This is a genomic window from Nisaea sp. (genome assembly GCF_965216895.1).
Taxonomy (GTDB): domain Bacteria; phylum Pseudomonadota; class Alphaproteobacteria; order Thalassobaculales; family Thalassobaculaceae; genus Nisaea.
The window spans coordinates 3,516,254-3,542,155 of record NZ_OZ244205.1 but is presented as its reverse complement, the minus strand read 5'-3'; the positions used below and the strand labels follow the sequence as shown (position 1 = coordinate 3,542,155).

The 25,902-nt window shown below is 65.8% G+C and carries 19 protein-coding genes; 14 read left to right on the top strand and 5 right to left on the bottom strand.

Annotated elements, in window-relative coordinates; genetic code table 11:
- Positions 1-20: 20 nt before the first annotated feature.
- The 9 genes from gap (at position 21) to ACOOE1_RS16945 (ending at position 10,487) form a co-directional block, all read left to right on the top strand.
- Complete coding sequence (gene gap / locus ACOOE1_RS16985; protein ID WP_420403388.1) at positions 21-1,028, top strand: type I glyceraldehyde-3-phosphate dehydrogenase; 1,008 nt, start codon at positions 21-23, stop codon at positions 1,026-1,028.
- A 24-nt stretch (positions 1,029-1,052) separates the two neighbouring features.
- Positions 1,053-1,982, top strand: a complete 930-nt coding sequence (locus tag ACOOE1_RS16980; protein ID WP_420403387.1) for a class I fructose-bisphosphate aldolase — start codon at positions 1,053-1,055, stop codon at positions 1,980-1,982.
- Between the two features lie 74 nt (positions 1,983-2,056).
- Positions 2,057-2,689, top strand: coding sequence for a thiamine phosphate synthase (gene thiE / locus ACOOE1_RS16975; protein WP_420403386.1), 633 nt, complete (start codon positions 2,057-2,059; stop codon positions 2,687-2,689).
- A gap of 121 nt (positions 2,690-2,810) precedes the next feature.
- The gene (efp, locus tag ACOOE1_RS16970; RefSeq protein WP_420403385.1) at positions 2,811-3,377 is read left to right on the top strand and encodes an elongation factor P; all 567 of its coding nucleotides are present in this window, start codon (positions 2,811-2,813) and stop codon (positions 3,375-3,377) included.
- A 58-nt stretch (positions 3,378-3,435) separates the two neighbouring features.
- Entirely contained in the window at positions 3,436-4,239 is an 804-nt protein-coding gene (locus ACOOE1_RS16965; RefSeq protein WP_420403384.1) for an inositol monophosphatase family protein, read from the top strand.
- A gap of 184 nt (positions 4,240-4,423) precedes the next feature.
- Positions 4,424-6,373, top strand: a complete 1,950-nt coding sequence (locus ACOOE1_RS16960) for a methyl-accepting chemotaxis protein (protein WP_420403383.1) — start codon at positions 4,424-4,426, stop codon at positions 6,371-6,373.
- Between the two features lie 110 nt (positions 6,374-6,483).
- Entirely contained in the window at positions 6,484-7,611 is a 1,128-nt protein-coding gene (locus tag ACOOE1_RS16955; protein ID WP_420403382.1) for an OmpA family protein, read from the top strand.
- Between the two features lie 134 nt (positions 7,612-7,745).
- A complete protein-coding gene (locus tag ACOOE1_RS16950) occupies positions 7,746-8,882 on the top strand; it encodes a flagellar motor protein MotA (RefSeq protein ID WP_420403381.1) in 1,137 nt (378 codons plus the stop codon).
- A gap of 12 nt (positions 8,883-8,894) precedes the next feature.
- Positions 8,895-10,487 (top strand): peptidoglycan -binding protein, encoded by a 1,593-nt coding sequence (locus ACOOE1_RS16945; RefSeq protein WP_420403380.1) that lies wholly within the window; start codon positions 8,895-8,897, stop codon positions 10,485-10,487.
- Between the two features lie 16 nt (positions 10,488-10,503).
- On the opposite strand, the gene ACOOE1_RS16940 is transcribed toward ACOOE1_RS16945, so the two are convergent.
- Complete coding sequence (locus ACOOE1_RS16940; protein WP_420403379.1) at positions 10,504-13,089, bottom strand: response regulator; 2,586 nt, start codon at positions 13,087-13,089, stop codon at positions 10,504-10,506.
- 197 nt (positions 13,090-13,286) lie between these two features.
- Positions 13,287-15,077 carry an ABC transporter transmembrane domain-containing protein gene (locus ACOOE1_RS16935; RefSeq protein WP_420403378.1) on the bottom strand — a complete coding sequence of 597 codons (1,791 nt, stop codon included), beginning with the start codon at positions 15,075-15,077 and terminating at the stop codon, positions 13,287-13,289.
- Between the two features lie 126 nt (positions 15,078-15,203).
- Here ACOOE1_RS16935 and rpmE point away from each other — a divergent pair, with 126 nt between their 5' ends.
- Together rpmE and ACOOE1_RS16925 are read left to right on the top strand one after the other, a co-directional pair.
- Complete coding sequence (rpmE, locus tag ACOOE1_RS16930) at positions 15,204-15,422, top strand: 50S ribosomal protein L31 (RefSeq protein WP_257771404.1); 219 nt, start codon at positions 15,204-15,206, stop codon at positions 15,420-15,422.
- Positions 15,423-15,649: 227 nt separating this feature from the next.
- Positions 15,650-16,117: an Hsp20 family protein gene (locus ACOOE1_RS16925; protein WP_420403377.1), complete on the top strand. Its 468-nt coding sequence runs from the start codon at positions 15,650-15,652 to the stop codon at positions 16,115-16,117.
- Positions 16,118-16,293: 176 nt separating this feature from the next.
- On the opposite strand, the gene ACOOE1_RS16920 is transcribed toward ACOOE1_RS16925, so the two are convergent.
- The 3 genes from ACOOE1_RS16920 to ACOOE1_RS16910 are packed head-to-tail and all read right to left on the bottom strand — an operon-like array spanning position 16,294 to position 22,909.
- Positions 16,294-16,899: a glutathione S-transferase family protein gene (locus ACOOE1_RS16920; protein ID WP_420403376.1), complete on the bottom strand. Its 606-nt coding sequence runs from the start codon at positions 16,897-16,899 to the stop codon at positions 16,294-16,296.
- The gene (gltB, locus tag ACOOE1_RS16915; protein ID WP_420403375.1) at positions 16,896-21,458 is read right to left on the bottom strand and encodes a glutamate synthase large subunit; all 4,563 of its coding nucleotides are present in this window, start codon (positions 21,456-21,458) and stop codon (positions 16,896-16,898) included. Before gltB ends, ACOOE1_RS16920 begins: the two co-directional genes overlap by 4 nt.
- Before the next feature lie 8 nt (positions 21,459-21,466).
- A complete protein-coding gene (locus tag ACOOE1_RS16910; RefSeq protein ID WP_420403374.1) occupies positions 21,467-22,909 on the bottom strand; it encodes an NAD(P)-dependent oxidoreductase in 1,443 nt (480 codons plus the stop codon).
- 348 nt (positions 22,910-23,257) lie between these two features.
- Here ACOOE1_RS16910 and ACOOE1_RS16905 point away from each other — a divergent pair, with 348 nt between their 5' ends.
- The 3 genes from ACOOE1_RS16905 to ACOOE1_RS16895 all read left to right on the top strand — a co-directional run bounded on the left by ACOOE1_RS16905 (position 23,258) and on the right by ACOOE1_RS16895 (position 25,896).
- Entirely contained in the window at positions 23,258-24,058 is an 801-nt protein-coding gene (locus tag ACOOE1_RS16905) for an undecaprenyl-diphosphate phosphatase (protein ID WP_420403373.1), read from the top strand.
- Positions 24,059-24,150: 92 nt separating this feature from the next.
- Complete coding sequence (locus tag ACOOE1_RS16900) at positions 24,151-25,002, top strand: fumarylacetoacetate hydrolase family protein (RefSeq protein ID WP_420403372.1); 852 nt, start codon at positions 24,151-24,153, stop codon at positions 25,000-25,002.
- A 3-nt stretch (positions 25,003-25,005) separates the two neighbouring features.
- Positions 25,006-25,896 (top strand): MBL fold metallo-hydrolase, encoded by an 891-nt coding sequence (locus ACOOE1_RS16895; protein WP_420403371.1) that lies wholly within the window; start codon positions 25,006-25,008, stop codon positions 25,894-25,896.
- Positions 25,897-25,902: the final 6 nt, after the last annotated feature.

Below are 25,902 nucleotides of genomic sequence, written 5' to 3'. Positions count from 1 at the left end.
GAAGTTCAGGAGGAAATCTGATGAGCGTCAATGTTGCCATCAACGGGTTCGGGCGGATCGGCCGTCTGGTTCTGAGGGCACTCGCGGAGAGCGGTCGCGACGATATCAAGGTCGTCGCCATCAACGATCTGGGACCGGTCGCGACGAACGCGCATCTGCTGAAATGGGACAGCAACCACGGTCGCTTCCCGTTCGACGTGAAGGTCGGCGACGACACCATCGATTACGGCAAGGGCCCGATCAAGGTGACCGCCGAGCGCGATCCGGCGAACCTGCCGCACAAGGAACTCGGCGTCGACATCGTGCTCGAGTGCACCGGCCTCTTCACCAAGAAGGAAGATGCGGCGAAGCACATCTCGGCCGGCGCCAAGCGCGTGATCATCTCGGCTCCGGGCACCGGCGTCGACCTCACCGTCGTCTACGGCGTGAACCACGACCAGATCACCGCCGGGCACACCGTGATCTCGAACGCCTCCTGCACCACGAACTGCCTCGCGCCGGTCGCCCATGTGCTAAACAATGCCATCGGCATCGAGCGCGGCTACATGACGACGATCCACGCCTATACCGGTGACCAGCCGACGCTGGACACCATGCACAAGGATCTCTACCGGGCCCGTTCCGCGGCGACCTCGATGATCCCGACCAGCACCGGCGCCGCCAAGGCCGTCGGCCTCGTGCTGCCGGAACTCGCCGGCAAGCTCGACGGCTCCTCCATCCGCGTGCCGACCGCGAATGTCAGCCTCGTCGATCTCAAGTTCGTGCCCAAGCGTGAGACCTCCGTGGAGGAAGTCAACAAGGCGATCGCCGACGCCGCCAACGGCACACTGAAGGGCATCCTCGGCACCAATGACGAGCCGCTGGTCTCCATCGACTTCAATCACAATCCGAACAGCTCCACCTTCGACCTGAAGCAGACCCAGGTGATCGAGGGCAAGCTGGTGCGCGTGGTCAGCTGGTACGACAACGAATGGGGCTTCTCCAACCGCATGCTGGACACCACCGCAGCGGTTGCGGCGACGCTCTAGAAAGCAAAGGGAAGGACAACGGCGATGAAAATCACCCAGCGCGTCAAGCGTATCCTCGACGGCTATGAAAGCGACTGCCCGGGCACCAAGGCGAACCTCGCGCGCATCCTCATGCAGGGCAAGCTCGGCGGCACCGGCAAGCTCGTGATCCTGCCGGTCGACCAGGGCTTCGAGCACGGCCCGGCCCGCAGCTTCGCGCCGAACCCGGACGCCTACGATCCGCACTATCACTACAAGCTGGCGATCGATGCGGGTCTCTCCGCCTATGCCGCGCCGCTCGGGATGATCGAGGCCGGCGCCGACACCTTCGCGGGCCAGATCCCGACGATCCTGAAGGTGAACAGCTCCAACAGCCTCGCCCGCGACAAGGACGGCCCGAGCCAGGCGCTGACCGGTTCGGTGCAGGAAGCGGTCCGTCTCGGCTGCTCCGCCATCGGCTTCACCATCTATCCGGGCTCCGACAATGCCTTCGAGATGATGGGGCAGATCCGCGAGATGACCGAGGAAGCCAAGGCCTACGGCCTCGCGGTCGTGGTCTGGTCCTATCCGCGCGGCGGCGACCTTACCAAGAAGGGCGAGACCGCGGTCGATATCTGCGCCTATGCCGCCCACATGGCCGCCCTGCTCGGCGCCCACATCATCAAGGTGAAGCCGCCGACCGAGCATCTCGAGCTCGAGGCCGCGAAGAAGTCCTACGAGACCAACAAGATCGCCATCGGCACCCTGGCCGAGCGCATCGAGCATGTCGTGAAGTCCTGCTTCAACGGCCGCCGCATCGTCGTCTTCTCCGGCGGCGAGGCGAAGGATCTCGACGGTCTCTACAACGAGATCCGCGGCCTGCGCGACGGCGGTGCCAACGGCTCCATCATCGGCCGCAACACCTTCCAGCGTCCGCGCGAGGACGCCATGGCGATGCTCAACACGATCATCGACATCTACAAGGGCAAGGCGTAAACCTCCGCCCATACCCGCTTGATGCGGCGCCCGCTCGAAAGGGCGGGCGCCGTTTTCACAAGGAAGAGGCGCCAATGTCCGCTCAGAGCTGCGAGCTTTACCTGATCACCCCGCCGAAGATCGAAATCGATGCCTTCGCCGAGGACCTCGCGGCGGCCCTCGACGCCGGGCCGGTGGCCTGCCTGCAGCTCCGCCTGAAGGACACCTCCGACGACGAGGTCAAGCGCGCGGCGGAGACCCTGCTGCCGGTCTGCCATGCGCGCGGCGTGCCGCTGCTGATGAACGACCGCCCGGACCTCGCCCTCGTCACCGGCTGCGACGGCGCCCATGTCGGCCAGCAGGACACGCCCTACGATGAGGCGCGCCGCATCCTCGGCGACGAGGCGATGATCGGGGTGACTTGCCACAACTCGATCCATCTCGCGATGGAAGCGGCGGAGGCCGGCGCCGACTATGTCGCCTTCGGCGCCTTCTACCCGACCGAGACCAAGGAAATCCTGCATCACGCCGATATCGAGACCCTGCAGACCTGGGCCTCGTTCTCGACCGTGCCCTGCGTCGCCATCGGCGGGATCACCCAGGACAACGCCAAACCGCTGATCGAGGCGGGCGCGGATTTCATCTGCGTGATCACGGCAGTCTGGAAGCATTCGGACGGGCCGGCGGCGGGAGTGAAGCGCTTTGCAGAGCTGCTCCGCGCTACCTGACCGCCCCCACCGATAGACTCCGCCCGCGCAACCTGATAAAAGCGCGCCGCACCCGATATTGCGTACGTTCGCGCCGCTTCCGCGCGACGTCGGCCACTTCGATCGCTCGACGGACAGAGACATGAAAATCAACGGCAACGCCATCCGCATCGGAAACGTCATCGAACACAAGGACCGCCTCTGGGTCGCCGTGAAGACCCAGGCCGTGAAACCCGGCAAGGGCGGCGCCTTCAACCAGGTGGAACTGAAGGACATCCGCTCCGGCACCAAGCTGAACGAGCGCTTCCGCGCCGACGAGCAGGTCGAGCGCGTGCGCCTCGAACAGCGCCCCGCCCAGTTCCTCTTCGCCGAGGACGAGCTGCTGACCTTCATGGACAACGAGACCTACGAGCAGACCCAGATTTCCAAGGACCTGATCGGCGAGAACGTGGTCTTCCTGCAGGACGGCATGGAAGTGCAGATCGAGAGCCACGAGGGCGAGCCGCTCTCCGTGCAGCTGCCGGAAACCGTGGTGCTCGAGATCGTCGAGGCGGACGCCGTGGTGAAGGGCCAGACCGCCTCCTCCTCCTACAAGCCGGCCGTGCTCGAGAACGGCGTGAAGATCCTGGTGCCGCCGCATATCGAAAGCGGCACCCGCGTCGTCGTGCGCACCGAGGACAGCACCTACGTCGAGCGCGCCAAGGACTGACCGAAGGCGCCGGTCTCCGGGCCGGCTGTTGCCTCCCCCTATCCGAACTGGAGAAACCATGGCGACCCGTTCGCCCGCGATCAACGTAATGGTGAAATCCGCCATGAAGGCGGCCCGGCAGCTGCTGCACGATTTCAACGAAGTGGAACAGCTCCAGGTCTCCAAGAAGGGGCCGGCGGATTTCGTCTCCACCGCCGATACCGCGGCCGAGAACACCATCACCAGCGAGCTGAAGCGGGCCCGGCCGGAATACGGCTTCCTGCTCGAGGAAGGCAATGCGGTCGAGAGCAAGGACCCGCAGGGCCGGCGCTGGATCATCGATCCGCTCGACGGCACCACCAACTTCCTGCACGGGATTCCGCATTTCGCGATCTCGATCGCGCTCGAGGAAGACGGCGAGATCGTCTCCGGCATCATCTACGAGCCGACCCGGGACGAGATGTTCTGGGCGGAAAAGGGCAAGGGCGCCTACCTGAATGACCGGCGTCTGCGCGTCTCGGCGCGCCGCAACATGGAAGACAGCGTCTTCGCGACCGGCATCCCGACCCTGCGCGGCAAGGATCACGCGACCTACCTGAAGCATCTCGAGGCGGTGATGACGCGCTGCTCCTCGATCCGGCGCATGGGCGCCGCGGCGCTCGACCTCGCCTATGTCGCGGCCGGGCGCTGCGACGGCTACTGGGAGCGCGGCCTCAGCGCCTGGGACATCGCCGCGGGCATGCTGATCGTCAAGGAAGCGGGCGGCTATTGCACCGACTTCAAGAACCGGGACAAGTGCCTGGAGAGCGGCGAAGTCGTGGCCGCGAATGATTACGTCCATGGCAAGTTGCTGAAGACGCTGCGGGACGCCACGAAGGCCTAGCGACGTAGGCTCGCATCCGTCGCTGCCGCATATTCTGCTATATTCTAATTTAGGATTATTTATCTCAATTCAGTCACCATTGGTTAACTCCTGTCGGTCATTGTGCGGCTGACTTCATGGATACCGGGCCTTGCCTCCAATGCGCGAGGGCCGGGATTCATGCAGCCAAGACAGGACAGGACCAATGAACCAGTTGAAGATCTCGACTCGCGTGTTTCTCATCAGCGCCATCGCGCTGATCGGTTTCGTGGCCATCGGCGGCGTCATTCTCTGGCAGGACACGATCAGGAACCGGAACGACGTCCGCCAGGAGATCGCCCTCGAGCGCCTCAATCACGTGCAGGAGATGGGCCGCCTCTTCCTGAATGCACGCCGGCGCGAGAAGGACTTCCTGCTGCGGCTCGACACGAAATATATCGAGCAGCATGGCGCTGTCTCGGAGCAGGTCCTCGCGATCTCGGACCGCCTGGCCGCAGAGGTCACAGGAGAGGACGTCGCACGCCTCGATACGATCCGGGCCAATTACGACGCCTACATGGCCCAGTTCGCGACCATCGCCCAGAGCTGGGGCGATATGGGCCTCGACGAGAAATCCGGCCTGCGCGGCAAGTTGCGCTCCGCCGTGCACAATGCGGAAGAGCGGATCAAGCAGCATGCGACCGACGACCTGATGGTGAAGCTGCTGATGATGCGGCGCCACGAGAAGGACTTCATCATCCGCCTCGCGCCGAAATATATCGGCCGGATCGAGAAGCGCATCGCCGAGTTCACGGAAATCCTGAACGGCAAGGACTCGCTCGACGCGCAGGTGAAGAAGGACATCCTCGCGGCGCTTTCGCTCTACGAGGCGAGCTTCAAGGAATTCACGGCCCTGCGCCTCGGGATCGGCGAGCAGACTACGGTGCTCTCCGAGCTCTATGCCCAGGCGGAGCCGGTCCTGGCCGAACTGCGCGACAGCATCCGGTCCGAATACGAGACCGTGCGTGCAGAGGTCCTCGCGTCCAACCGCCAGTCCCTGATCATCACCGGCGTGCTGATCCTGATCATCGCCGCCGCCTGCGTGGTTTTCGGACTGATCGTGGGCCGCTCCATCAGCAAGCCGATCGCCAGACTCTCGGACCGCATGCTCCGGCTGGCGGACGGCGACAAGTCGGTCGAGATCAGCACGGACGGGAAGGACGAGATCGCCGACATGGCGCGCACGGTCCAGACCTTCAAAGAAAACATGATCCGCAACGAGCAATTGCAGGCGGAGGTTCAGGCCAAGCAAGAGGAAGACCTGCGTCGCGCGGCCGACGTGGAACGTCTGACCGGCTCCTTCGACAACGAAGTCCAGAATCTTCTCGACAGCCTCGACCAGTCCGCGGCGATGCTCCAGCAGACGTCCGGGGAGATGACCCGCACCGCGACGGAGTCGGGCGAGCGGGCGACCAGCGTCGCCAGCGCGACGGAGGAAACCACCGCCAACGTTCAGACGGTCGCAACCGCGACCACCGAACTGTCCTCCTCGATCGCCGAGATTTCTTCGCAGGTCGCGAACGCGACCCGGGTCGCCAACGAGGCCGCGGGCCAGGCCAGCGAGACATCGGGGGTCATAGACGCGTTGAGCGAGACCACCGACCGGATCGGCGAGATCGTCACCCTGATCCGCGAGATCGCCGAGCAGACCAACCTGCTGGCGCTTAACGCGACGATCGAGTCGGCGCGCGCCGGTGAAGCCGGCAAGGGCTTCGCGGTGGTGGCCTCGGAGGTGAAGAACCTCGCCGGGCAGACCGGCAAGGCGACCGAGGACATCGCGGCCCAGATCGGCGCGATCCAGTCCCGGACGGCCGGCGCGGTCGAGGCCATCCGGTCGATCGTGACGAAGGTCGAGGAAATGGAGAACATCACCGGCTCCATCGCCGCCGCCGTGGAAGAGCAGAACGCGGCCACGCAGGAAATCTCCCGCAACATCGAGGATGTCGCCTCCGCGGCCCAGGACGTGAGCGACAATGTCGGCTTCGTCGGCCAGGCGTCGCAGCGCACCACCCAGATGGCGGAAGAGGTCCTGAACGCCTCGACCACGATGGGAGAGCGCTCCGCGACTCTCGCCGAACGGATCCAGGGCTTCCTCAAGTCTGTCCGGGCCGCATGACGATCGGCGGCGGGTACAGCCCGCCGCCCGCCCCTAGGCTGTTGTCGCCAAAAGCCGTGTTGGGATAAGGTCCTTTCCAAGACTGGATCTCCCACTGAGGACGCGCAGCAATGGCCGAGTCACGATATCCGGGCCGACGCCCCGCCCTATTCCTTCTCGCAGGCCTGCTAGCCCTGCCGGCCGGCGCCGCGCTCGGCCAGGAGACCGTCTATATCGGCGGCACGGGCGAGCAGGTCGAAATCAACCTCGATGTGCTCGACGCGCTCGGCACCCCGCCGAATGTCGCCGGGCTGCTGCGCGCCGATATCCGGCGCGGCAAGGTCCAGGGCGGCACGCCGCTGCCCCTGCCGGGCGAGGCGCGACCGTCCGTCACACGCGGCGCTCCGCTGCCACCGCCGAGTCGCCCGCCGCAGACGGCGACACGACGTCTGACCGCCGCGCCGCCCGCGACCGCACCGGTTGCGCCGAAACCGCCGGCGGCAGCCCTGCCGACCGCACGGCGGATCGCCCCCGCTCCGGCGGCGCCGACCCGGACAGCCGCCGTGCCGGCAGCCCCCCGTGTCACCGCACCGGTTCCGAGCGCTCCGAAAGTTGCCGCGACGCCGGCACCGAAAGTCGCCGCACCGGCCAAGGTCGCCATTCCGGCGCCTGCACCGGCGGCGCCGCAGACCAGCAGCAGGACGGCCAGCAGCAGGGCGACCAGCAGCAGGGCGACCACGAGCATTCCCGCGATCGAAGTCCCGCCGCCGCCCGCCTCAGGCGCCCGCACGGCCGCGGTCCCGCCGCCGCCACCACCACCGGCCGCCGTGACCGCGGGGACGCCAAAGGCGTCCCCACCCGCCAAGACGCCCGAGCCGGCGAAGCAGGTCGCGTCCGCCCCCGCCGCGCCGAAGGCACCGGCGCCGGCACCGGCCGCGTCGGCGAACAGCGCCGCGATCAGCGTGGTCTTCGAAGCGGACAGCAAGTCCCTGCCCGACGATGCGGACAACGTGCTTGGGAGCATTGCGGCGAAAATGAAGGCGGACGAGACTCTTCGGGTGCAGCTGATGGCCTATGCAAGCTCCGGCGAGCGCTCGGAAGCAAAGGCGCGGCGGCTCTCGCTCTCCCGGGCCCTCGAGGTACGATCCTTCCTGATCCGCGAGGGCATCGCCAGCACCCGCATGGATGTGCGCGCGCTCGGCGACAAAGCGCCGGGGGCGCCGGCCGACCGGGTCGATCTGACCCTGGTCGAGCGCTGACCGCTGGGGGGGCGCCGACCGGCAAGGGGGCGTGGACCGAATATCGCCGCATTTTCCGACCATAAATCCGGATACGTAACCGGAACACATGTCCAAGGCCGCCACGCGCGGCCCGAGTTCAGGGGATCGATCAGGTGACCAGACCAACGCGTTTTCTCGTCCGCATGGCGATATTCCTGTTGCTCGTCGTCGCGGTGGCGGTGCTGCTCTTCGCCCCTCTGTTCGACGCCTTCATGGCGAACGCGGCGCTGAACGGGATGATCCTGGCGACGCTCGCCATCGGCATTCTCTACATCGTCCGCCAGGTCGTCTCGCTCGGCCCGGAGGTCTCGTGGATCGAATCCTACCGGACCTCGCAGCCCGGCCTCTCGATGCAGCAGGCCCCGACCCTGCTCGCCCCGGTCGCGACCATGCTGGGCGAGCGGCGGGACGAGCGGGTCAGCCTCTCGGCCATGTCCCTGCGCTCGCTGCTCGATTCCATCGATGCCCGCCTCGCGGAGAGCCGGGACATTTCGCGCTACATCATTGGCCTGCTGATCTTTCTCGGCCTGCTCGGCACGTTCTGGGGACTGCTCCAGACGGTCGGCGCCGTCGGCGACGTGATCAACAGCCTCAGCATCGAGAGCGGCGATCTCGGCACCGTCTTCGACGATCTCAAATCGGGCCTGGAGAGCCCGCTTGGCGGCATGGCGACGGCGTTCAGTTCCTCGCTCTTCGGTCTCGCCGGTTCGCTCATCCTCGGCTTCATGGAGCTGCAGCTCGGCCAGGCGCAGAACCGCTTCTACAACGACCTCGAGGAATGGCTCTCGGGCCTGACCCGGCTCAGCTCCGGCGGCGGCGTGCTGGCGGACGGGGAACATTCCGCAAGCGCCTACCAGACCGCGCTCTGGGAGCAGACGGCGGACAGCCTCGACAAGCTGCAGCGGGTCATCCTCAGGAGCGAGGACGACCGCCGGCAGGCCAATGCCAATCTGATGGCGCTGAACGAGAAGCTCGGCACGCTGGTCGACCAGATGCGCACCGAGCAGGACCTCATGAGCAAGATCGGCGAGGCCCAGCTCGAGATTCGCCCCGTGCTGGCCAAGATCGCCGAGGGCCAGACCGGCGGGCGGGACGAACTCATGCGCACCCATCTCCGCAACATCGAAGCCTATGTCGCCCGTCTCGTGGAAGAGGCCTCGGAAGGCCGCAACCGGACCGTCGAGGAAATCCGCCAGGAGATCCGGCTCGTCGCACGCACCATCGCTGCGCTGGCCGAGGAAGAACGCTAGGGGAGCGCGGCCATGTCCGCCCGCAGCCGCGCCTCGACGCGCGACACGAACATCTGGCCCGGCTTCGTCGACGCGCTCGCCACGCTGCTGATGGTGATCATCTTCGTGCTGATGGTCTTCATCGTCTCGCAATTCTACCTGACCCAGGCGCTTTCCGGGCGGGACGAGGCGCTGAAGAACCTGCAGGCCGAGATCGCGGAACTGTCGGACCTGCTGAATCTGGAGCGGGAGACCAATGCCGAGCTGCGCCTGAACGTCGCCCAGCTCTCCACCGAACTTCAGGCCTCGATCGCCCGCCGCGACGCCCTTTCCCAGCAGGTCACCCAGCTGATTTCCCAGCGCGACCAGCTCGAGGACCGGCTGGCCGAGTCGGTACGGGACCGTTCGAACATGCAGCAGCGCCTGTCCGAACTGGAAAACAGCCGGGCCGGCCTCGACCAGCGCCTGTCCGAGGTACTGAGCGAGCGCGACGCCCTGCTCTCCAAGCTGCGCTCGGTCGAGAACGAGATGGCCGTGGTCAGGGCTGAGCGCGACGAGGTCAGCGCCGGGCTGGAAGACGCCTTCAAGGTAATCGCGGCCGACCGCGAGACGATCAAGACGCAGCTGAAGGAGCTTGAGAGCCTGCGCCGCGACCTGCTCGCGCTGAAGGATGCCCGCGAACGGCTCGAGGGCGAGGTCGCCGAGCTTGCGGCGCTGAAAGAGACCCTCGAGAGCGACCTCGGCGAGACCCGGGACCAGCTCGACGCGGCGAAGATGACGGCGGAGGAACGGCAGGCCCGGATCGAGCAGCTGCGGGCCGAGATGAGCGCGCTGCGCGACCGCTCGAAGGAACTGACGGCCGAGCTCTCGAGCAGCGAGGAACGCACCGTCCTGCAGCAGCAGGAGATCGAGGCGCGGGATATCCGGCTCGCCGAGCTGACCGCCGACTTCAACGAGACCGCCGCCGCGCTCGGCGCGGAAAAGGAGATCTCCGCCAAGGCGCAGGAGGAAGTCGCGCTGCTGAACCGGCAGATGCGGGCGCTGCGCGAACAGCTCCTTGCCCTGCAGGAGGCGATGGACGCGCTTGAGGCGGTAAACAAGGAGCAGAAGGTCGAGATCGTCGATCTCGGCGCCAAGCTGAACCGCGCGCTCGCCACCAAGGTGCAGGAACTGGCGAGGTTCCGCTCGGAATTCTTCGGCCGCCTGCGCGAGGTATTGAGCGGGCGCGAGGGCATCCGCATCGTCGGCGACCGCTTCGTCTTCCAGTCGGAGGTGTTGTTCGACAGCGGCTCGGACCAGATCGGTCCTCGCGGCCAGATCCAGCTCCGCCAGTTCGCCGACCAGCTGAAGGACATCGCCTCGAAGATCCCGGCGGAGATCGACTGGATCCTCCAGGTCGAGGGCCATACCGACCCGGTGCCGATCTACAACGAGCGCTTCAAGAACAACTGGGACCTCTCCGCCGCCCGTGCCATCTCGGTGGTCCAGACCCTGATCGCGGAGGGCATTCCGGCGGAAAAGCTGTCCGCCACCGGCTATGGAGAGTTCCAGCCGATCGACGAGCGCAAGGACGAGATCGGCAACCGCCGCAACCGCCGCATCGAGATGAAACTGACGCAGCGCTGAACGGACACTACCCCATTCAGCGAGAACCCGCCCCGCGATCTCCGGCGAAACGCTCGAGTGCCGTTCCCGTCTGTTCGATGGCGCTGCCGAGATCGGAAAGCAATCGGGCCGTCCCGCGCTCGTTGCGGACGCTCCGTTCCAGAAGACCGGCGATGTCCGCGATCCGGATCATGCCGAGATTGGCCGACAGATCCCGAATTCTCCGCAGCTCGCGCAGGCGGCCATCGTCCGTGACGGCGCCGGCCTTCAGCAACTCCAGCACCTCACGCACTTCATCCAGGCTGTCGCGCATCACCTTTACCGCCTCGTGATGCCCGATGGCTCCGGCAACCGGATCGATCTGCCCTCGGTCGATCAGGACGCCCGATATCGCCATGGAAGCGGATCCATCGTCCTCTGCCGCCTGATCGGCGATCGTGGCCTCGGCTCCGGAGGCAAGCGCCAGAGCCTCGAGCAGATCCGGCCATTCGATCGGCTTGGCGAGACAATCGGTCATGCCCGCGGCGATGTATTCACGTCTCTGCTCGGCGAAGGCATTCGCGGTCAGGGCGAGAATGGGGGTTCTCGACGCCGGGAGATCGAGGGCACGGATACGTTTGCTCGCCTCGACGCCATCCATCACCGGCATCTCGACATCCATCAGAATTGCATCGAAGGGCGGCTCGGTCCGCCTGACCAGTTCGAGGCATTCCCGGCCATTGGCCGCTTCCTCGACCGTATGGCCGAGCTTGCCGAGATACATCCGGACGATGTCCCGGTTGAGGGGAACGTCGTCGACGACCAGGATGCGCAACGCCCGGTCCGGCACGGCTGCCTTGGCGGTTAGCCTCTCGTCCTCCGGCGGGGCGGGTTCCAGCTCCACAGAAAAGGAAAAGGTCGAACCGGCGCCGAGGGTACTCTCGACCTCGATCCGACTGTCCATCAACGCGGCGAGCCGGGAGGAAAGGGCCAGCCCGAGGCCGGTGCCGGAGGCCCGGTTCGACCGGGACGCCTTGAGTTGCGAGAACTCCCTGAACAGCTCGCCATGATGTTCTTCGGAAATCCCGGGTCCGGTATCGACAACCTTGGTGACCAGCCTGATGCGGCAGTTGGGCAGCGTATTCCAGCGGAACTCCACAACCACCGAGCCCGCATCCGTGAACTTGATCGCATTGCCGACGAGATTGACGATGATCTGGGCATAGCGATCCGGGTCTCCAAGCACCGGTGGCGGCGGTTCGTCATCCGTCTCGATCGTGAACTCGAGGTCCTTCGCCTGAGCCTGAACGGCAAGCATCGACACGGCCGCTCCGATGACCTTGTGGGGCGAGAAGGGACGGACGCGAAGCTCGAGCTTGTCAGCCTCGACTTTGGAGAAATCCAGGACCTGGTTGACGAGCGCGAGCAGATGCCGGCCGGCGCCGCGCGCCGTCTCGACATCCTGCTTGATCTCGTCGATCGAGGACCGCAGAACCGCAAGGTCGAGCATTCCGAGGAGACCGGTCAACGGGGTGCGCAGTTCATGGGAGACGGCCGCAACGAAGCGCGATTTCACCTCCGAGGCCGCGACGGCCTCTTCCTTTGCTCTCCGGAGTTCCGCCGTTTTCCTGCTCACCTCCTCCTCGAGAGCCGCCGCGTCGTAGAGCATTCGACCGGTAAGTGGTTTGAGACCGAACGCCAGCAGCAGCGAGCCCAGAAGCGTCAGGCCGACGAGAATCCAGATGATCGTCAGAATCAGATCGTTGACCGGCTCGAAGATCTGGTTCTGCTCCGAGGCCACGCCGATCAGCCAGGGCATGCCGGCGATGGGGGAAAGCGCGACGACAATTCCGGAATGGTCGCTGACGCTGGTGCGCTCGACAGTCTCGAACTCCTCCGCGGCCAGGGCCAACCAGGGGTGCTCCCGCGACGCTGCGTCAAGCATGACGAACCCGGCGCCGCTCTCTTCGCCGGGGGGCGCAACGGCCAGGAGCCCGGCGGTATTGTCCGTCTCGTACCGCAGGAAGACCAGCCCCTGCCCGTTCGACGGCGTGAGCAGCGCCGCCAGTCCCCCCATGCGGTAGAGCACCATGTCGGTTCCGATCCGCCTACCGGAAGACGCCCGGATGGGCGCCGTGACGATCAGATGCGGCCGTCCGCCGATCATCACGGGGCCATACGGACGCGCCGTGTCCCGGGCACCCGCATGTGACATGTACGGAGCGAAATCAAACCCGGAGCCGACACGCGCAACCTCGGTCGCTGCGAGGTCCAGGCGCAATATCGAGAGAACATCCGGCGTGCGGTCCAGCGCGTCGGTCAGAATGCGCTCGGTTTCCCGCACATAATCCGACGGCGCCACGGTACCGGCGATGAGCTGCTCGAGCAGGTTGCGGGCCCGCGTGCGGCTCGCGATCTGTTCGGCCACGCCCGACGCCTTCTCGACGAGCTGATGGACAGCCTGGGCGCGACTGTCGGCATACCGCGACAACCCCGAACGCGCTTCGGAGAGGAGCTGGTCCTGCAGGGGCAGGATCGCGGCCGCGGCAACGATGGAGCACATCACCAGCGTGCCGGTAGCGTAGGCCAGCATCAGGCGCCGACGCAGTCTCCGGACGTTCACGGTCCGCGGTTGCTTGAACATCTCCCTCGCAATCCCGGCGCCCCGCGCCGTGCCTTGCAACCCCCGGCCGATGTCTATGATGCCTTCGAGGGCCAGTGGTGCAGCGGACCTATCGGACCGCCATATTGGGAGTCTGGCGGAAACAAGTAAATTTTATCTTATTGCGACCCAACGCTCGAACCGGACTCCACGACATCTCGCGGAACGATCCCGGTGGCCTATTCCGCCGAGATCGCCAGCCCCGCCGCGGCGCTGTCGGCGAACTGCAGATCGGCGAGGTGGCGGTAGAGCGGGCTCGTCTCCAGCAACTCGGCATGCTTGCCCTCGGCAACCAGACGGCCCTCTTCCAGCACCAGGATGCGGTCGGCCTTCAGCACCGTCGCGAGGCGGTGGGCAATGACCAGCGTGGTGCGCCCCGGCATGATCGCCTCAAGGGCCTTCTGCACCGCCCGCTCGCTCTCGGCATCGAGCGCGCTGGTCGCCTCGTCGAGCAGCAGGATGGCGGGGTCGCGCAGGATGGCGCGGGCGATGGCGATGCGCTGGCGTTGGCCGCCGGAAAGGCGGACGCCCTTCTCGCCGAGATGGGTGGCATAGCCATCCGGCAGGGCCTCGATGAAACTCTTCGCGTTCGCCGCCTCGGCCGCGGCGCGAACTTCCGCGTCCGATGCGTCCGGGCGGCCGTAGCGGATGTTCTCCATCGCATTGTCGGAGAAGATCACCGGTTCCTGAGGCACCAGCCCGATCAGTGCGCGGAAGGCGGCCGGATCGGCATCGCGGAGATCGACGCCGTCGATCGTCACCCTGCCGGACTGCGGATCGTAGAACCGCAGCAGGAGCTGGAAGATGGTCGACTTGCCGGCGCCGGACGGGCCGACCACGGCGACCCGCTCGCCCGGCGACACCTTGGCGCTGAAACCGCTGAGCGAGGCCACGTCCGGGCGCGCCGGATAGCGGAACTCGACATCCTCGAAGGCGACGACGCCCTTGGCCGGGCTCGGCAACGCGACGGGATTCGCGGGCGCCGAGACCTCGCTCTCCGCCTTCAGCAGGCCCATCAGCCGCTCCATCGCGCCCGCCGCCCGCTGCAAATCGCCGATCACCTCCGAGAGCGCGCCGGTGGAGCCGGCGACGACGGCGGCATAGAACACGAAGGCCGAGAGCTCGCCGCCGCTGATCCGGCCGTCCAGAACGTCCCTGCCGCCGATCCAGAGGATCACCGCGACGGAGCCGAAGACCAGCGTGATGACGATGGCGGTGAGGGCCGCGCGGGCGCGGATGCGGCGGAGCGAGGTGAAGAGCGCGTCCTCGACCCGCGCACCGAAATTCGCCCGGTCCACCGGTTCGTGCGCGAAGGCCTGCACGGCGCGGATGCCATAGAGCGTCTCCTCGGCATAGGAACCGAGATCGGCGACCCGGTCCTGGGTCTCGCGGGAAAGTTTCCGCACCTTGCGGCCGAAGACGATGATCGGCACCACGACGATGGGCACCACGAGGAAGACGTAGCCGGTCAGTTTGGCGCTGGTGACCAGCAGCATGACCATGGCGCCGAGAAAGAGCAGCGTGTTGCGCAGGGCGATCGAGACCGAGGAGCCGACCACCGTCTGCACCAGCGTGGTGTCCGTGGCGATGCGGGAGAGCAGCTCGCCGGTGCGCATGGTCTCGAAATAGCCGGGGCTGAGCGAGATCACGTGGTTGAACACCGCCTTGCGGATATCCGCCACGACCCGCTCGCCGATCCAGGAGACGAGATAGAAGCGGGCATAGCTCGCGCCCGCCAGCAGGATCACCACGCCGAGCAGCACGATCACCGCCTGGTCGAGCAGCTCCGGGTCGCCGGCGGAGAAGCCGTTATCGACCAGGTGGCGCAGTCCGTTGCCCATGGCCAGCACGGTCACCGCCGCGACCACCAGCGCCACCAGCGCGCCCGCGATCTGCAGTTTGTAGGGCCGCACGAACGGCATCAGGGCCTTCAGGGGGCCGAGGTCGCGCCGACTGTTCTCTTCACTCATACCGGTTTCCCGCAAAAAACAGGCGCCTTCGCACTTGCGCTCGGCACCTGTCTCCTATATATCGTCGCGCTCTTGATCAGGATTTATACCCGCGCCCATGAACGCTCGGGGGCAGGAGTACGAGAAATGAAGGCTGATATCCATCCCGATTATCACGAAATCACTGTCGTGATGACCGACGGCACCGAATACAAGACCCAGTCGACCTGGGGCAACGCGGGTGACGTTCTGCGGCTCGAGATCGATCCGAAGACCCATCCGGCCTGGACCGGTCAGCACCGGATCGTCGACAGCGGCGGCCAGGTGGCGCGCTTCAACAAGCGCTTCGCCAACCTCGGCATCTAATACCGGGTTTTCCAAGGGCTCCGGCCCTGTGGCGACGGAAACGGGCGTCCTTCGGGGCGCCCGTTTTTCTTTGCGCATGTCCCTCTTGAATCCGTTTTTCGGCTTCCCAGATTTTCAGTCAGGCGCCGTTGCCACGTTCGGGACGGGGCCTTTGGACACGCCACCCGGCCTTCTGACAAGGCGGGTGACAGTTTGACGACCATGTTGCTTTGAAAGGATATGGACCGATGCGTACGATCGACTTTTCCCCGATGTTCCGCAATTCCGTCGGTTTCGACCGGATGGCCCAGCTTGCCGATGCGGCGCTGCGTAGCCCCGCGGCCAGCAATGCCCCTGCCTACCCGCCCTACAATATCGAGAAGGTGAGCGAGGACGATTACCGCATCACCATGGCGGTCGCCGGTTTCGCCGAGAAGGACATCGACGTCACGGTGACCCAGAACTCGCTGATCGTCACCGGCAAGGTCGAGAAGAGCGAGGAAAGCGACGGCCGCCAGTTCCTGCATCGCGGCATCGCCGAACGCGCCTTCGAGCGCCGCTTCGAGCTCGCCGACTTCATCAAGGTGACCGGTGCGGATCTTGAGAACGGCCTGCTTCACGTCTCCCTCGTCCGCGAGATTCCGGAGGAGGCGAAGCCGCGCAAGATCGAGGTGCGTTCCGGCGTTCCTGCGATCGAGAACAAGAAGGCGGCGTAGGGTCTGACCTGATACCGACCTCCGAATAAACGACGCCCGGGCTCCAAGGCCCGGGCGTTTTGTTTCTCGTTGAAGCAACCTCTTCCCGGCCGCAGGGCCGGGATCCTGTCGAACGCCGGACTGCGCTGTCTTCGAAGGTCCCGGGTCGAGCCCGGGATGACGCGAACTCTGGAGATTCACCCCGCCCCGGCGATCCCCAGCTCGCTCTCGCAGCGGGCGATCCAGGCGCCAAGCTTCGGACGGCCCGCAAGGTCGAACCCGCCTTCCCCGGCAAGCCGCGTATAGGCGAGCAGCGAGATGTCCGCGATCGTCAGGCGTGTGCCGACGAGGAACGGCTTCCCCGCGAGTTGCCGCTCCATGTGATCGAGCGCCGCCTCGGCCTTCGTCACGCGCCAGCCTTCGCGCTCTTCCGCCGGTTTGCCCTCATAGACCATCTGGAAGCGGCAGACCGCGACATAGGGCTCGTGACTGTACTGTTCCCAGAACAGCCACTCCAGCACCTTGGCACGGTCGAAGACATCTGCCGGCAGCAGGGAGGTACCTTCCGCCAGACAGACCAGCACGGCATTCGACTGCGCGAGCGTCCGACCGCCGCCGAAATCCACCGCCGGGACCTGCCCCGCCGGATTGACCGCCAGGAATTCAGGCGTCCGGCTCTCGCCCGTCATAATGTCGACATCGACGAAACGATAGTCGAGACCGAGAAGATCGGCCGTGTAGACGATCTTCAGGCAATTTCCGGAACGCCGGTCGCCATAGAGCGTGAACCGCCCGTCGCTCAAGCGCGTTTTTCCCGGCTCGAGTAGCTGAGCGGCTGCTGCAGGCGCGCGACCATCTCCTTCGGCACGACCTGCCAGAAGGTCCCGATCTCCTGGCTCCAGTTGATCAGCAGACGCTCTGCGAAGCGGGACTGGGTCTGTTCCGCGTGCTCCTGCACCAGACGCTTCAGGACCGCTTCCCAGTAGTCGGTCTCGATCCGCTGCCAGAGCAACGTCTCCGGGTTCACGTTCCGCTCGAAACTGCCGTCGCTGTCATAGACGAAGGCCATGCCCCCGGTCATGCCGGCGCCGAAATTCTCGCCGACCGGGCCGAGCAGCACGGCGGTTCCGCCGGTCATGTATTCGCAGCCGTTGGAGCCGCAGCCCTCGACCACCGCCTCGGCGCCGGAGTTGCGGACGGCGAAGCGTTCGCCCGCCTGTCCGGCCGCGAAGAGCTGGCCCGCGGTCGCGCCGTAGAGCACCGTATTGCCGACGATGGTGTTCTCGTTCGACGGGAACTGCGCCGCCGTCATCTGACGGATGACGATGGTCCCGCCGGAGAGACCCTTGCCGACATAGTCGTTGGCATCGCCGAACACTTCCAGTTTCAGGCCCTGCACCGCGAAGGCGCCGAGCGACTGGCCGGCGGAACCGCGAAGGCGGACCGTGATATGGCCCGGCTGCAGCCCAGTCATGCCGTATTTCCGGGTGATCCGGGAACTGAGCTTGGTGCCGATGGCCCGCAGGGTGTTGGCGATATTGTAGGTGAGCTGCATCTTCTCACCGCCATCGAGCGCCGGCTGCGCATCCTTGATCATCTGCGCGTCCAGCGTCTCCGGCACCTCGTTGCGGCCCTCGACCGCGTTCATCACCGGCAGCCCGCCCGAATCGGCGCGCACCAGGATCGGGTTGAGATCGAGATCGTCGAGCGAGGGATCGCCGCGGCTGACCTGGTGCAGAAGGTCGGTCCGTCCGATCACTTCCTCGAGGCTCCGCACGCCGAGATCGGAGAGGATCTCGCGCACCTCCTCGGCGATGAAGGAGAACAGGTTCACCACCTTCTCCGGCGTGCCGTCGAACTTCGCACGCAGGCTCTGGTCCTGGGTGCAGACCCCGACCGGGCAGGTGTTGCTGTGACACTGGCGCACCATGATGCACCCCATTGCCACCAGCGAGGCGGTGCCGATACCGAATTCCTCGGCCCCGAGGATGGCCGCGACGACCACGTCGCGGCCGGTGCGGAAACCGCCATCGACCCGCAGCGCCACCTTGTGCCGCAGCCGGTTCAGGGTCAGCACCTGATGCACTTCCGAAAGACCCATTTCCCACGGAATGCCGGCATATTTGATGCTGGTCTGCGGGCTGGCGCCGGTGCCGCCGCCATGGCCGGAGATCAGGATCGTGTCGGCCTTGGCCTTGGCGACGCCGGCGGCGATCGTACCGATACCGGAAGAGGCGACGAGCTTCACGCAGACCCGGGCCTCCGGATTGATCTGCTTCAGATCGTAGATCAGCTGCGCCAGATCCTCGATCGAGTAGATGTCGTGGTGCGGCGGCGGCGAGATCAGCGTCACGCCCTCTGTCGAATGCCGGAGCTTCGCGATCATGGCATTCACCTTGATCCCGGGAAGCTGACCGCCTTCGCCCGGCTTCGCGCCCTGGGCGACCTTGATCTCGAGCTCGCGGCAGTTGTTCAGGTACTCCGCCGTGACGCCGAAGCGGCCGGACGCGACCTGCTTGATCGCCGAACTCGGATTGTCGCCGTTGGCCCGCGGCTTGAAGCGCGCCGGATCCTCGCCGCCCTCGCCGCTATCGGACTTGGCGCCGATCCGGTTCATGGCGATGGAGAGCGTCTCGTGCGCCTCCGGGCTGAGCGCGCCGAGGGAGATGCCCGGTGCCACCAGCCGCTTGCGGATCTCGGTGATCGAGGAGACATCCTCGAGCGCCACTTCCTGGCCGGTCGGCTTGAAACCGAGCAGGTCGCGGAGATTGATCGGCTTCTGGGCGTAGATCTCCGCCGCGTACTTCTTGTAGAGATGATAGCTGTCGGTCGCGACGGCATGCTGCAGGGTATGCATCATCGGGCCGTCGAAGGCATGCCGCTCGCCCTGGCGGCGGAAGCGGTAGAGGCCGCCGACCGGAAGGGTGACGACGGTGTCGTCGAAGGCCTTGCGGTGCTGCTCCAGCGCCTTCTTCTGGATGCCGGCGAGACCGAGTCCCGAGATCCGCGAGGACATGCCCGGGAAGAAACGCGCGACGAGGGAGCGGGACAGGCCGACCGCCTCGAAGTTGTAGCCGCCGCGATAGGAGGACAGCACGGAGATGCCCATCTTGGACATCACCTTCAGAATGCCGTCCTGGATCGCCTTGCGGTAGGACGCGACGCACTCGGTCAGAGTCTTGTCGCCAAAGAGCCCGCGGGCATGGCGGTCGGCGATCGCCTCCTGCGCCAGATAGGCGTTCACGGTCGTCGCGCCGACGCCGATCAGGACGCAGAAATAATGCACGTCGAGGCACTCTCCGGTGCGGACGTTGACCGAGGTGAAGGTCCGCAGCTGCTGGCGCACGAGATAGGAATGCACCGCGCCGGTCGCGAGGATCATCGGGATCGCGGCGCGTTTCGCCGAGATCTCCTTGTCGGAGAGGATGACATGGGTACATCCGCCGCGGACCGCGTCCTCGGCCTCGCGCTGGATCCGGCTGATCGCCTCCGCCAGGGCGGACTCGCCGCCCGCGACGTCGAAGGTGCAGTCGATCTCCTCCGCCGTGTCGCCCATATAGTCGCGCATCGCCTGGAACTCGGCGTTCGAGAGCACCGGGGATTCGAGCAGCAGGTGCTCGCACTGCTCCTCGGTCTCTTCGAGAATGTTGCCGAGATTGCCGAGACGGGTGCGCAGGGTCATCACCCGGCGCTCGCGCAGACTGTCGATCGGCGGGTTGGTGACCTGGCTGAAATTCTGCCGGAAGAAATGGTGCAGACCTCGATATTTCTCGGACAGCACCGCGAGCGGGGTGTCGTCCCCCATCGAGCCGATGGCTTCCTTGCCGCCCTCGGCCATCGGCTGCAGAAGCAGTTCCATGTCCTCGAGCGACCATCCGGAGACCACCTGGCGGCGGCGCAGCTCGTCGCGCTCCAGCCCCGCCTTCTCCTCGTGGTGACTCTTGATCAGACCGTCGATTTTGACGCTCTTCTTGATCCATTTTCCGAAGGGACGGGACTTGGCCAAATGCTCCTTCAGTTCGGAATCGTGGTAGAGCTTGCCGTTGACTAGGTCGACCGCGATCATCTCGCCCGGATCGAGCCGGCCCTTCTCGATGATGTTCTTGTCCTTGATGCGGACCATGCCGGTCTCGGAGCCGGCGATCAGCAGGCCGTTATTGGTGACGCTGTAGCGCATCGGGCGCAGGCCGTTGCGGTCCATGCCGCCGAGCACCCAGTGCCCGCCATAGGCGGCGATCGCCGCCGGCCCGTCCCACGGCTCCATGACCGCGTTGCAATAGGCATAGAGGTCGCGCAGTTCCTGGCTGAGGCTGCCACCGTCGGCGACCGCTTCCGGGATCATCATGGACTTGACCATCGGCAGCGAGCGGCCGGCGCGGACCATCAGCTCGAACACCGCGTCCAGCGCGGCGCTGTCGGAACTGCCGTCCTGAATGACCGGCTTGATATCCTCGATCTCCTCGCCGAACGAGTCGGTGGCCATCCGCGTCTCGTGGCTGCGCATCCAGTTCCAGCAGCCTTTCAGCGTGTTGATCTCGCCATTGTGGGCCAGCACCCGGAAGGGCTGGGCGGCGCGCCAGGCCGGGAAGGTGTTGGTCGAATAGCGCTGGTGGTAGATCGCGAAATTGGAGATGAAGCGCTCGTCCAGGAGGTCGGGGAAGAAGGCCGTGACCTGTTCTGCGAGGAACATGCCCTTGTAAATGATCGACCGGCAGGAGAGCGAACAGATGTAGAAGTCGGTGATGTTCTCCGCCAGCGCCGCGCGCTCGATCCGGCGGCGGATGACGTAGAGATCGCGCTCGAACATGACCTCGTCCGCGCCGGACTCGCCCGAGACCATGATCTGCTCGATTTCGGGACGGGTCGCATTCGCCTTCTCGCCGATCACCTCGACATTCACCGGCACCTGGCGCCAGCCGAAGATCTTGTAGCCGCGCGCAAGGATCTCTTCCTCGACGATGCAGCGGCACCGCTCCTGCGCGGCCAGGTCGGTGCGCGGCAGAAACACCATGCCGACCGCAATCAGGCCGTCGTTCACCGGCTGGCCGGCACGCTCGACATGCTCGCGGAAGAAGTCCTGCGGGATCTGCAGGTGAATGCCCGCGCCGTCTCCGGTCTTGCCGTCGGCATCGACCGCGCCGCGGTGCCAGATCGCCTGCAGCGCCTGGATGCCGGCCTCGACCACGTCGCGCCGCGGCGTGCCGTCGATCGAGGCGACGAAGCCGACGCCGCAGTTCTCGTGCTCGTCCGCCGGGTTGTAGGCATGCGCCCCGGTCAGCCGGGAGAGGTTCTCGCGGTACTCGGCGACGAAACGCTCGCCATCGCGCATCGGAAGGCTCTTGTCCTGCTTCATGTCGGTCATCCCCGGCTTCAGGAGGCGAGATCGAGCGCGGCCGAGGCCTTCTGCTCGATATAGGCATGGATCTGGTCGGCAACGTCGCGGCCGTCGCGCACCGCCCAGACGACGAGCGAGGCGCCGCGCACGATGTCGCCGGCGGCGAAGACGCCGTCGAGGCTGGTCATCATGGTCGTGAAATCGACCGAGAGCGTGCCCCAGCGGGAGACCTTGAGGTCCTTCTCGCCGAACATCTCCGGCAGATCCTCCGGATCGAAGCCGAGCGCCAGGATCGCCAGGTCCGCCGGGATCGTGAAGCTGCTGTCCTCGACCACCTGCGGCGCCTGCCGTCCGGTCGCGTCCGGCACACCGAGATGAATGCGGTGGCAGCGCACGCCGTCAACCACCCCGTCACCGGTGAAGGCTTCGGGCGCCGCGAGCCAGATGAACTCGACCCCCTCCTCCTCGGCATTCTGCACCTCGCGCTGGGAACCCGGCATGTTGGCCCTGTCGCGGCGGTAGACGCATTTCACCGATTTCGCACCCTGACGGACTGCGGTGCGCACGCAGTCCATGGCGGTGTCACCGCCGCCGATCACGACGACGTCCTTGTCCTTTGCGTCGAGGCTGCCGTCCTCGAAGGCCGGGACCTTGTCACCCAGTCCGATGCGGTTGGACGCTGTCAGATAGTCGAGCGCCGCGTTGACGTTGCCGAGGCCGATTCCCGGGCACTTCATTTCGCGCGCCTTGTAGACGCCGGTCGCGATCAGCACCGCGTCGTGTTTCTCCCGCAATTCGGCGACAGTCACGTCGTTGCCGACATCGACGCCGGTGTGGAAGGTGATGCCGCTGTCGGAGAGCACTTTCGCGCGGCGCTGCACGACGTCCTTCTCCAGCTTGAAGTTCGGGATGCCGTAGATCATCAGGCCGCCGATGCGATCGTATCGGTCGTAGACATGCACCTGGTAGCCGCGCTTGCGGAGCTGCTCCGCCGCCGCGAGGCCGCCCGGGCCGCCGCCGATGATGCCGACACTCTCCTCGCGTTCCTGCACCGGCTTGACCGGCGTGACCCAGCCCTGCTCGAAGGCGGTCTCGGTAATATACTTCTCGATCGAACCGATAGTGACCGAGTCGAAACCCTTCTCGATCACGCAATTGCCTTCGCAGAGCCGGTCCTGCGGACAGATGCGGCCGCAGATCTCGGGAAAATTGTTGGTCGCGCTGGAGATCTCGTAGGCCTCTTCCAGGCGTCCCTCGGCGGTCAGCATGAGCCAGTCGGGGATATTGTTCGAGAGCGGGCAATGGACCTGGCAATAGGGAACACCGCATTGCGAGCACCGGCCGGCCTGCTCCTGCGCCTGCTCCGTGGCGAACTCGTCATAGATCTCGCCGAAGTCCTGGCGCCGCTCCTCCGCCTTGCGTTTCGCCGGCATCCGCTTCGCGGTATGGACGAATTTCAGCATGTGATCGGTGGTCATTCCACTCTCTCCCTCGGCCTCTGGGGACCTGATCCGCTTCGGGTCTCGTCGCCGCCCGACTTCTCGTTATGACGGCACTATACCGCAATCGGGAGCGCCTATCTACGGAAAGGAACGGAAAAGGTCAATAGATAGGACTAATTTTTTATTCAGCCGTCGAACGCACCGCGGCGCACAACACCATACGTGATATGAAACGAATAAATAGTCTCACTTCGGCCCTTTAACGCTTATTCTTTCCCTTGCTTGCCGATGCTATAGTCCGCCGGCCATGTCGGGGAGGTCGGGGGGCTCCCGCCGCGGCCTCCAGATAGATGCCCGCCGACATGTTCCGACCGGAGTCCACGCGTGCCGCTCCTCCATCTGGCCATCCTCGCCCTCGTCCAGGGGATCACCGAATTCCTGCCCATTTCCTCCAGCGGACATCTGGTCCTTGTGCCCTATGTCATGAACTGGACGGATCAGGGCCTGATGCTCGACGTGGCAGTGCATGTCGGCACCCTGCTCGCGGTCATGCTCTATGCCTGGCGGGAGATCTGGATGATGCTCGGCGGGCTCTGGCGCCTCCTGCGCGGCCGGATCGACCAGGGGACCCGGCTGATGCTGCAGGTCATTCTCGGCTCGATCCCCGTCGTGGCGGCCGGATACGCCGTGCAAAAATATGCCGGCGGCATGTTCCGCAGCGTCGAGGTGATCGCCTGGACCACGCTCGGCTTCGGCATCCTGCTCGGACTTGCCGACCGGGCCGGGATGACGGTGCGCCGGCTCGAGCACATGGGCTACGGCAGCGCCCTCGCCATCGGCCTTGCCCAGGCGCTTGCCCTTATTCCAGGCACCAGTCGTTCCGGCATCACCATGACGATGGCCCGTTTTCTCGGCTTCGAGCGCGCGGATGCGGCCCGCTTTTCCCTTCTGCTCGCGATCCCGGCGATCGCCGGGGCGGGGACGCTATCCGGTATCGAGCTCTGGCAAAGCGGGAACGTCCAGCTCACCCGCGACGCCTTCACTGCGGCAGGCCTCGCCTTCGCCTCCGCCCTGGTCGCGATCGTGCTCATGATGGCCTGGCTCCGACGTGCCGGCTTCATGCCTTTCGTCATCTATCGCATCCTGCTCGGCGGGGTTCTGCTCTATCTGGTTTATGCCGCCTGACCGAGGGCTCTCGTGCCGGATCGACCATCGACTGGACCCGCCCGGCTTCCTAGAGTTGAGCATCATTCATGAGTGGGCTGGGGAGACACGGCATGCGGTTCGCATCATTCAAACTGAACGGCGAGGCGACCTGGGGTCTTGCAACCGAGAAGGGCCTGCACGCCGCGGGAGCCGACACGAAGTCGCGCTGGCCGAGCCTGAAAGCGGCGATCTCCGCCGATGCCCTCGGCGAGGCCGCCGCGGCTCTCGCGGCCAGCGCCCCCTCTGTCCCGGCCGAGGACGCCGAGTACCTTCCGCTCGTTCCGGACCCGGACAAGATCCTCTGCGTCGGCCTGAATTACGAGGCCCACCGGCTCGAGGGCGGTCATCCGGAGGTAGAACATCCGACCATCTTCGCCCGTTTCGCAAATTCGCAGATCGGGCACAAGCAGCCGATGATCAAGCCGAAGGTCTCCGACAAGCTGGACTTCGAGGCGGAACTCGCGGTCGTCATCGGCAAGTCCGGGCGCCATATCTCCGAGGCTGCCGCGATGGCGCATGTCGCCGGCTATGCCTGCTACAACGAGGGCAGCGTGCGCGACTGGCAGCGCCATACCGGTCAGTACACCCCCGGCAAGAACTTCGTCGGAACCGGCGCTTTCGGCCCCTGGCTGGTAACGCCGGACGAGATCGACGACCTTGGGGCGCTGGTGATGGAATCCCGCCTGAACGGCGCGGTCATGCAGCACACGAAGCTGGACGACCTGATCTTCCCGATCCCGCACCTGATCAATTACATCAGCACCTTCACTGAACTGGTGCCGGGCGACGTCATCGTCACCGGCACGCCGGGAGGCGTCGGCTCGCGCCAGGATCCGCAGGTCTGGATGCAACCGGGCGACGAAATCGTTGTCGAGATCGACAAGATCGGCCGTCTCGTCAATCCGGTCGTCGCGGAAAGCTGAGTCTTGGCGACCGTCATCCCCTTCGACCGGAATTTCGAGCCGCGCTACGGCGTGGTCGAACCTCTCGGTCCCGGGCTCCGGCGGATCGTGGCGCGCAATCCCGGCCCCTTCACTTTTCGGGGCACCGCGACCTTCATTGTCGGCGAGGGCGATGTCGCGGTGATCGATCCGGGACCGGATCTTGCCGGCCATATTCCCGCCCTGCTGGAGGGACTCGGCAACGAGACCGTCAGCCATATCCTGGTGACCCACACCCATCTCGATCATTCCCCTGCCGCGGCGGAACTGAAGGCGCGGACCGGTGCGCCGACCTTCGGCTATGGTCCGCACGGGAGCGGGCCGGGCGGGATCGAGGCCGGAGGAGATCCGAATTTCGCGCCGGACGTGCGGATCGGCGACGGGGACGAGATCGCGGGCAGGGGCTGGCGTCTCGAGGCGCTGCACACGCCGGGCCATACCTCGAACCATCTCGCCTTCGCCTGGCCGGAGCGCTCGATCCTGTTTCCGGGCGATCTGGTGATGGGCTGGTCGACCAGCGTCATATCGCCGCCGGACGGGCATATGGGAGATTACCTGGCCAGCCTGCGGAAAATGCTCAAACGGGACGAAGCGACCTACTGGCCGACCCATGGCGGGCCGATCCGCGATCCGAAACCTTTCATCGAGGCCTTCATCGCCCACCGCCGGGACCGCGAGGAGGAAATCCTCGCCTGCCTCCGGGACGGACTCGAGACGATCCCGGACATGGTGCCGGTGATCTATGCCGACGTTCCGCCCGCAGTCCACGGCGCTGCCGCGCGCTCGCTGCTGGCCGCGCTGATCCATCTGGTGGAGAGCGGCCGGGTGAAGACCGACGGCGCGCCGGACGAGGAAAGCCTCTATCGGCTGCCGTAGTGCGGC

Excerpts from the sequence above, each read along its gene's own strand:
- gap (WP_420403388.1), top strand. The coding sequence starts at position 21 with ATGAGCGTCAATGTTGCCATCAACGGGTTCGGGCGGATCGGCCGTCTG.
- ACOOE1_RS16980 (WP_420403387.1), top strand. The coding sequence starts at position 1,053 with ATGAAAATCACCCAGCGCGTCAAGCGTATCCTCGACGGCTATGAAAGC.
- thiE (WP_420403386.1), top strand. The coding sequence starts at position 2,057 with ATGTCCGCTCAGAGCTGCGAGCTTTACCTGATCACCCCGCCGAAGATC.
- efp (WP_420403385.1), top strand. The coding sequence starts at position 2,811 with ATGAAAATCAACGGCAACGCCATCCGCATCGGAAACGTCATCGAACAC.
- ACOOE1_RS16965 (WP_420403384.1), top strand. The coding sequence starts at position 3,436 with ATGGCGACCCGTTCGCCCGCGATCAACGTAATGGTGAAATCCGCCATG.
- ACOOE1_RS16960 (WP_420403383.1), top strand. The coding sequence starts at position 4,424 with ATGAACCAGTTGAAGATCTCGACTCGCGTGTTTCTCATCAGCGCCATC.
- ACOOE1_RS16955 (WP_420403382.1), top strand. The coding sequence starts at position 6,484 with ATGGCCGAGTCACGATATCCGGGCCGACGCCCCGCCCTATTCCTTCTC.
- ACOOE1_RS16945 (WP_420403380.1), top strand. The coding sequence starts at position 8,895 with ATGTCCGCCCGCAGCCGCGCCTCGACGCGCGACACGAACATCTGGCCC.
- ACOOE1_RS16940 (WP_420403379.1), bottom strand. The coding sequence starts at position 13,089 with ATGTTCAAGCAACCGCGGACCGTGAACGTCCGGAGACTGCGTCGGCGC.
- ACOOE1_RS16935 (WP_420403378.1), bottom strand. The coding sequence starts at position 15,077 with ATGAGTGAAGAGAACAGTCGGCGCGACCTCGGCCCCCTGAAGGCCCTG.
- rpmE (WP_257771404.1), top strand. The coding sequence starts at position 15,204 with ATGAAGGCTGATATCCATCCCGATTATCACGAAATCACTGTCGTGATG.
- ACOOE1_RS16925 (WP_420403377.1), top strand. The coding sequence starts at position 15,650 with ATGCGTACGATCGACTTTTCCCCGATGTTCCGCAATTCCGTCGGTTTC.
- gltB (WP_420403375.1), bottom strand. The coding sequence starts at position 21,458 with ATGACCGACATGAAGCAGGACAAGAGCCTTCCGATGCGCGATGGCGAG.
- ACOOE1_RS16910 (WP_420403374.1), bottom strand. The coding sequence starts at position 22,909 with ATGACCACCGATCACATGCTGAAATTCGTCCATACCGCGAAGCGGATG.
- ACOOE1_RS16900 (WP_420403372.1), top strand. The coding sequence starts at position 24,151 with ATGCGGTTCGCATCATTCAAACTGAACGGCGAGGCGACCTGGGGTCTT.